The organism is Microbulbifer mangrovi, from assembly GCF_002009015.1.
Classification (GTDB): Bacteria; Pseudomonadota; Gammaproteobacteria; order Pseudomonadales; family Cellvibrionaceae; genus Microbulbifer; species Microbulbifer mangrovi.
In genome coordinates, this window is the sequence record NZ_LZDE01000186.1 from 1 (window position 1) to 6435 (window position 6435).

The window sequence follows — 6435 nt, forward strand, 5'->3', positions numbered from 1 at the left end:
AGCGGTCCTGAAAAGCCGCACCCGCCACCTTACCGCCAGAAATCTTCCTCAGGGCCTCAGATCAGTCCCCGCTCAGCGAAAGAACAGCCACCGCCCTCACCGACGATCAGATGATCCAACACCCGGATATCCACCAGCGCCAGCGCATCTTTCAGCCGCCCGGTGATGTGGATATCCGCCTGGCTGGGCTCGCTGACCCCAGACGGATGGTTGTGGGCCAAGATCACCGCCGCAGCACCCTTGGATAGTGCCGCCTGCACCACCTCCCGCGGGTAGACGCTGGCCGCGTTCAGGGTGCCCTCGAACAGCTCTTCATAGGCAATCACCCGGTGCTGACTATCCAGGAACAGGCAGCAGAAGACCTCGCGGGTACGATGGCGCAATTGCGCAGATAAATAGTCGCGCACCGCCTGGGGGCTGGTGAGAGCATCAGAGCGCCGCAGATCCTCCGCCAGATGACGACGTCCCATCTCCAGCACCGCCTGCAACTGCACAAACTTCGCATCACCCAGGCCCTTGCCGGCACAGAACGCCTTGCGTTCCGCCTCCAGCAACGGCCGCAGGCCGCCAAAATCCGCCAGCAACTGGCGCGCCAGATCCACCGCGGAAACCCCTGGCAGGCCGGTGCGCAGGAAGATCGCCAGCAGCTCGGCATCGGACAGCGCCTGCGCGCCCCTGGCCAGTAACTTTTCCCGCGGCCGCTCCTCGGCAGGCCAATCCGTAATCGCCATTTCCCCTCCCTGGGTAGAACCACACAGTCAAAGTAAACGCTCGCTTCCATTGCGAGCCAACTGCAGCTGCCCAAGGGCCATATTGCCACAGGCGCTAAAATGGTAATCTTACGCGTTCTCAGAGTTCCGGAACCACAGAATATGCCCTCTCTGGCCGATAAACGGATACTGCTTGGCGTTACCGGCGGCATCGCCGCCTATAAAAGCGCCGACCTGGTACGCAGACTCCAGGATCGCGGCGCCACCGTGCGCGTGGTCATGAGTGCCGGCGCCCGCGCGTTCGTGCAGCCGCTCACTTTCCAGGCGCTGTCCGGCAATCCGGTGCATACCGACCTGCTGGACCCGGCCGCCGAGGCCGCGATGGGACATATCGAGTTGGCCAAGTGGGCGGACGTGATCCTGATCGCCCCCGCCAGCGCCAGTGTGATGGCCAAGCTGGCCGCGGGCATGGCCGATGACCTGCTGACCACTTTGTGCCTGGCTAGCGAAGCCCCCGTGGTACTGGCTCCGGCAATGAACCAGGCCATGTGGCGCAACAGCGCAACCCAGGATAATGCACAAACCCTGCGCAGCCGCGGCGCCACCCTGCTTGGCCCGGATGCCGGCAGCCAGGCGTGCGGTGATGTGGGCCCGGGGCGTATGCTCGAGCCGCTGGATATCGTCGAGGGGCTTATCGACACCATTGCGCCGGAGCAGATACTCGCGGGCAAGAAGGTCACCATCACCGCCGGTCCGACGCGCGAGGCACTGGACCCGGTGCGCTACCTGAGCAACCACAGCTCCGGCAAGATGGGCTTCGCTATAGCTGCTGCAGCCGCGCGCGCCGGTGCCGACGTCACGCTGATCTCCGGTCCGGTACGCCTCGATACCCCCGCCGGAGTCTCGCGCGTGGATGTGGTCAGCACCGAGGATATGCATCGGGCTGCGGAAACCGCCGCAGACGACTGCGACCTGTTTATCGCCGCCGCTGCGGTGGTGGACTTCCGCCCCGCGGTGGTCGCCGCGCAAAAGATCAAAAAGGAAGATGGCAATGACAGCGACGTGCTGCAGCTGGTAAAAAACCCGGACATCGTCGCTGCAATCGCCGAACGCACGAGCAAGCGGCCGTTTGTGGTGGGCTTCGCCGCGGAAACCGAAAAGGTAGCCGAACACGCCAAGGGCAAACTCGCACGCAAGAATCTGGACATGATCATCGCCAACGATGTGAGCGATCCGGCGGGTGGGTTCAACAGCGATCGCAATCAGGTGACGGTAATCGATCGCACCGGCGAGCAGCCGCTGCCGGCGGCGCTGAAATCCGAACTCGCGACGCAACTGGTTGCACTGATCGCGGCACGGGCATTCCACACTGCGGAAAACTAGCAGTAAAGACAGAAAACAATACACAAGATTCAGACAATACTGAACCGGTCCGGGGGCTGGTCTGGGAAGACTGGGAGACTGCACAAGTCGTGGCTTCACATATTCAATCGCAAACAAAGCCCCTGTGGCACAGTGGCCTGACGCTGCCCGCACTGCTCGCAGCAGCGGTTTGGCTGGGTGGCGCACACCTGCTGATGACCAATGTAATCCAGGGAAACAATGCCGACAGCGTGCGCAGTGCGGCACAGCAGCTGGCGGACGACTACGCACAGCAGCTGGGGCAGTTTTTCAGCGCGCGCCAGCAAAAACTCGATGGCCTGAAGAGCATCCGCAAATCCACCACCAGCACCCCGAGTCGTACACTGGCGCAAGCCTCGGTGCAGTTTTTTACCCCCGACGAATTTCAGGTCGGTAATGGCAACCCACCGCTGGATTTCGCACTGGTCGACCTGCTCAAACGCAGCCGCGAAGACGGTCAACCAAAGCCGGAATTCCTCCGCGGCAGTGACAAACAGTGGCAACTGTACAGCGCTCGCGCCGAAAACGACGGTGCATTGTTAATCAGCCAGCCATTCAGCGTATTTCAGCGCGCCCTGGACCAGCTCGACCAGAATCCGGGCAGCTTCCAGATCACGCAGCAGTTCCCCGACGGCCCCGCGCGGGGCCTGTGGCAGTCCCCTGGCAACACCGCCGGGGGAGACACGGTCAGTGCGCCCGTTGCCGGCTCATACCTGCAACTGGTGTTTACCCCCTCCACGGCCTTTGCCGGAGAGCACAGCGTCGCGGCCTACTGGATTTACACCGCGGCCCTGATTGGACTGCTGGCGACTTTGTTTGCGCTGCGCACTCTGGTTCCCACCGACGGCGATGCCGCACCCTGGGAAAAATCCTCCCGAAGTGGTCGCGCGCCAGCGAAAAAAGGCCTGCGCAAGGAGGACCTGAACCCCCCGCCTGCAGCCACGGAGTCCACTGACACCGCGGTGGCTGCCGCGCCAGCACCGGCGTCGGCTGCACCCGAGAAGCAGGGCCCCTCCACCAGCGAATTGATGCGCACGCCGAGCACCGCGATACCCGCGCATGTGTTCCGCGCTTACGATATCCGCGGTATTGCCGGAGACGAAATCAACGAACCCTTCGCGTATCAGCTGGGCCGAGCACTGGGCACCATTGCACTGCAGTCCGGGGAGAAGCTTCTGCTGGTGGGCCGTGATGGGCGCAACAGCAGTGAGCTGCTGCGGGACTGCCTGATCGAAGGCATCCTGGAGAGCGGCTGCAACGCCGTGGATCTGGGGCTGGTGCCCTCTCCAATGCTCTATTTCGCCTGTGCCAAGGGCAAGAACGCGAACAGCGGCGTGATGGTGACCGCGAGCCACAACCCCGCCGACTACAACGGTTTCAAGATCGTGATGAACGGTCGCCCACTGGCGGGCGAGCGTTTACAGGAATTGCGCGCATTGATGCAGTCCGGCAAGTTCGCCAGTGGTGAAGCAAGCAACAGTCGCCAGGATATTAGCGAAACCTACATCGACGAGATCTTCAATGACGTGGCCCTCGCGGGCCAGCCGCGCATTGTCATCGACGCCGGCAACGGCGCCACCTCCGAACTGGCGCCTGAGCTGTTTGAACAGCTGGGTTGTGAAGTGGAAACCCTCTACTGCGAAGTGGATGGTGACTTCCCCAACCACGCCCCGGATCCCTCGCGGCCGGAGAACCTGCAGGACCTGATCACCGCAGTAAAAGGCGAGGGCGCCGACCTGGGTATCGCGCTCGACGGCGACGGAGATCGCGTCACCCTGATTACCGGCAGCGGCCGCATCGTCTGGGCAGATCAGCTGGTGATGTTGCTCGCGCGGGATATCCTGGCGCGCAACCCCGGCTCAGATATCGTGTTTGATGTGAAAAGCACACGCGCGCTGGCGGATCTGGTGACCCAGTACGGCGGGCGCCCGGTGATGTGGAAAACTGGCCATGCGCCGATGAAAGAAAAGATGCTCGAGACCGGCGCGCTGCTCGGCGGCGAACTCTCCGGACACATCTTTATCAAGGATCGCTGGTACGGCTTCGACGACGGCATCTACGCCGCGGCCCGAGTGCTGGAAATCATGGCCTTGCGCGAGCAGTCCCTCGACGAGCTGCTCGACTCCCTGCCGCAGATGGTCAACACGCCGGAGATACTGCTACCGGTACCCGAGCAGAGAAAGTTTGGCCTCATCAACAAGCTGCGCGAACAAGGGCACTTCGGTGATGCCGATCTCAACACCATCGACGGCCTGCGCATCGAATTTGCCGACGGCTGGGGACTGGTGCGCGCGTCCAACACGAGCGCCGCACTGACCCTGCGCTTTGAAGCCGACGATGAACAGGCTCTGGAACGTATCCGCAAGATTGTGGCGATCCAACTACAGTCCATCGACCCCGCCCTGAAAATTCCGGGCTAATCAATCGATCCAAGCAGCAACACACAGCAGTAACCCTAAGCGGTAAGGAAAACGCTATGTCCCTGGACCAGAAATCCGCCCTGCGCGTCGCACAGGTTCTCAATGAAGCCCTGCCCTACATCCAGCGCTTTATCGGCAAGACCGTGGTGGTCAAATTCGGTGGCAACGCCATGGTGGATGAAGAGCTGCAGAACAGCTTCGCCCGCGACGTGATCCTGATGAAACTGGTGGGGATGAACCCGGTAGTAGTCCACGGCGGCGGCCCGCAAATTGGCGACCTGCTGGACAAACTCAGTATTGAATCGCGCTTTGTGGACGGCATGCGCGTTACCGACAGCGAGACCATGGACGTGGTGGAAATGGTGCTCGGCGGCACCGTGAACAAACAGATCGTCAACCTGATCAACAAAAACGGCGGCCGCGCCGTGGGTGTAACGGGTAAAGACGGCCTGCTGATCCGCGCACGCAAGCTGCGTCGCAAGGACCAAGAAGAAGACAAGGCCGGCCTGCACGCGTCGGAAATCATCGACATCGGCCACGTGGGCGAGGTGGAAAGTGTCGATACCGGCGTGATCGACATGCTGATCAACAGCGACTTTATCCCGGTGATTGCACCGATCGGTGTCGGCAAGAATGGCGAATCCTACAACATCAACGCCGACCTGGTGGCCGGCAAAATCGCCGAATACCTGAAAGCGGAAAAGCTTATGTTGCTCACCAACGTGGCCGGTCTGCAGGACAAGGAAGGCGAGGTACTCACCGGCCTGTCCACCCTGGAGGTGGACGGTCTCATCGCGGATGGCACCATCTACGGCGGCATGCTGCCCAAGATCGCCTGCGCCCTGGATGCAGTAAAAGCCGGCGTGACCTCCGCACACATCATCGACGGCCGTGTGCCCCACGCCGTGCTGCTGGAGATCTTCACCGACACCGGCGTCGGCACCCTGATCACCAACAGCAACCTTCAAACGGAACAGCAGGACGCGTGAATTCCATCACATTACCGTTGTTAACAGGCACTAACAATTGATGCCGCGGCGGCGAATGGTTACGATTCTGCCGCCGGACAATGCGCTTTTCTGCGACTTATAACGGGCTTCTGACACCCCGATCACAATACAAACGCTGAAAAGCCGAGCAACGAGAACCATACCGGTACAACAACAAAATCAGTTCCCGGCTGAATATTCCGGGTAAAGGCAGTTCATGAGCAGCGAAAAAATCAATCGGCGCCAGCAGATCCTGCAGGCCCTGGCCCACATGCTGGAAGCCAGCCCCGGCGCCCGTATCACCACCGCCGCACTGGCCAAAGAGGTGGGGTTCTCCGAAGCGGCGCTCTACCGCCACTTCCCCAGCAAATCCAAGATGTTCGAAGGGCTGATCGAATTCATCGAAGAAACCATCTTCAGCCGCATCAAAATCATCATGCAGGATGAGCCCAGCGCTCTGGCCCGCTGCCAGAAAATCCTGCACCTGCTGCTCGCCTTCTGCGAACGCAACCCCGGCATCACCCGCCTGCTCACCGGCGACGCACTGACTGGCGAAACCGAGCGCCTGCACGGCCGTATCCTGCAACTGTTCGACCGCCTGGAAACCCAGCTCAAGCAGATCCTGCGCGAGGCCGAACTGCGCGAGCAACTGCGCCCCGCCATCCCCCTGACTGCCGCCGCCAACCTGTTGCTGGCCAGCGCAGAGGGCCGCATCGTTCAGTACGTGCGCAGCGGCTTCAAGCGCAAGCCCACCGAATTCTGGGCGGAGCAGTGGCCGGTATTGGTTGCGGGATTCTTCAGGGAGAGTGCGCTGGCTGCGCAGGGGTAACCCATAGCAATAGTGGGAGCCGCCTTAAATACGGGTGCCGCGGCTGGAATCGAAGGGGAAGTGCTGGGTATCCGTTTTCGAAAACG

The 6435-nt window shown here is 61.6% G+C and carries 5 protein-coding genes; 4 read left to right on the plus strand and 1 reads right to left on the minus strand.

Annotated features, from left to right (window positions below):
• Positions 1-56 precede the first annotated feature (56 nt).
• A complete protein-coding gene (gene radC / locus B4U49_RS01690; RefSeq protein ID WP_078082854.1) occupies positions 57-731 on the minus strand; it encodes a RadC family protein in 675 nt (224 codons plus the stop codon).
• Positions 732-872: 141 nt separating this feature from the next.
• Between radC and coaBC the strand changes: the two genes are divergently transcribed.
• The 4 genes from coaBC (at position 873) to slmA (ending at position 6349) form a co-directional block, all read left to right on the plus strand.
• Positions 873-2093, plus strand: a complete 1221-nt coding sequence (gene coaBC / locus B4U49_RS01695; RefSeq protein WP_078082855.1) for a bifunctional phosphopantothenoylcysteine decarboxylase/phosphopantothenate--cysteine ligase CoaBC — start codon at positions 873-875, stop codon at positions 2091-2093.
• Positions 2094-2182: 89 nt separating this feature from the next.
• Positions 2183-4531 carry a phosphomannomutase/phosphoglucomutase gene (locus tag B4U49_RS01700; protein WP_078082856.1) on the plus strand — a complete coding sequence of 783 codons (2349 nt, stop codon included), beginning with the start codon at positions 2183-2185 and terminating at the stop codon, positions 4529-4531.
• A gap of 56 nt (positions 4532-4587) precedes the next feature.
• On the plus strand, positions 4588-5520 hold the full coding sequence (gene argB, locus B4U49_RS01705) for an acetylglutamate kinase (protein ID WP_078082857.1): 933 nt from the start codon (positions 4588-4590) through the stop codon (positions 5518-5520).
• A 217-nt stretch (positions 5521-5737) separates the two neighbouring features.
• Complete coding sequence (gene slmA / locus B4U49_RS01710) at positions 5738-6349, plus strand: nucleoid occlusion factor SlmA (RefSeq protein ID WP_078082858.1); 612 nt, start codon at positions 5738-5740, stop codon at positions 6347-6349.
• Positions 6350-6435 lie beyond the last annotated feature (86 nt).

What these genes read in the sequence shown, in the direction of transcription:
- slmA (WP_078082858.1), top strand. Translation starts at nt 5,738, where the DNA reads ATGAGCAGCGAAAAAATCAATCGGCGCCAGCAGATCCTGCAGGCCCTG.
- coaBC (WP_078082855.1), top strand. Translation starts at nt 873, where the DNA reads ATGCCCTCTCTGGCCGATAAACGGATACTGCTTGGCGTTACCGGCGGC.
- argB (WP_078082857.1), top strand. Translation starts at nt 4,588, where the DNA reads ATGTCCCTGGACCAGAAATCCGCCCTGCGCGTCGCACAGGTTCTCAAT.
- radC (WP_078082854.1), bottom strand. Translation starts at nt 731, where the DNA reads ATGGCGATTACGGATTGGCCTGCCGAGGAGCGGCCGCGGGAAAAGTTA.